General features: G+C 72.8%; 1 protein-coding gene. It reads right to left on the bottom strand.

The genetic code is table 11. The annotated features are described in order from the left end of the window. On the bottom strand, positions 1-447 hold a 447-nt coding region (locus B8460_RS20495), incomplete at its 3' end, for a pirin family protein (RefSeq protein ID WP_241771257.1). Between the last annotated feature and the right edge of the window lie 108 nt (positions 448-555).

Below are 555 nucleotides of genomic sequence, written 5' to 3'. Positions count from 1 at the left end.
GTCCAGCACCGGCAGCGTCGCCGCCGCATGGTGGGCGAAGCCGGGCGCGCATTCCTCCGCCGCCGCCGGCAGCGCGACCCAGGACTGGATGCCGAACAGCCGGTTGGCGTGGCCGCGCAGCGCCGGATCGGTGCGCTCGGAATGGGTGATGCCGCGCCCGGCGGTCATCCAGTTCACGTCGCCCGGCTCGATCGGCTGGGCCGAGCCGAGACTGTCGCGATGCAGGATCTGACCCTCGAACAGATACGTGACGGTCGCCAGCCCGATATGCGGATGCGGCCGCACGTCGAGCCCGCGCCCGGTCAGGAACTCGCCCGGCCCCATCTGGTCGAAGAAGATGAACGGCCCGACCATCTGCCGTTCGGCCGAGGGCAGCGCGCGCCGCACCTCGAACCCGCCCAGATCGTGCGCCCGCGGCAGGATCCGCAGCGCCACGGCATCGTCCATCGCCCAGCCCCCGCCCGTTGCCGGACGCGAGCCTAGCATCACGTCGGGGTGGAGGAGACACCGCCATGAACCCACCGCCCGCCGACCGATCCGACGCGCAGCCCGCCG

The organism is Acidisphaera rubrifaciens HS-AP3 (assembly GCF_000964365.1).
Taxonomy (GTDB): Bacteria; Pseudomonadota; Alphaproteobacteria; order Acetobacterales; family Acetobacteraceae; genus Acidisphaera; species Acidisphaera rubrifaciens.
This window is presented reverse-complemented; position numbering and strand designations above follow the sequence as displayed.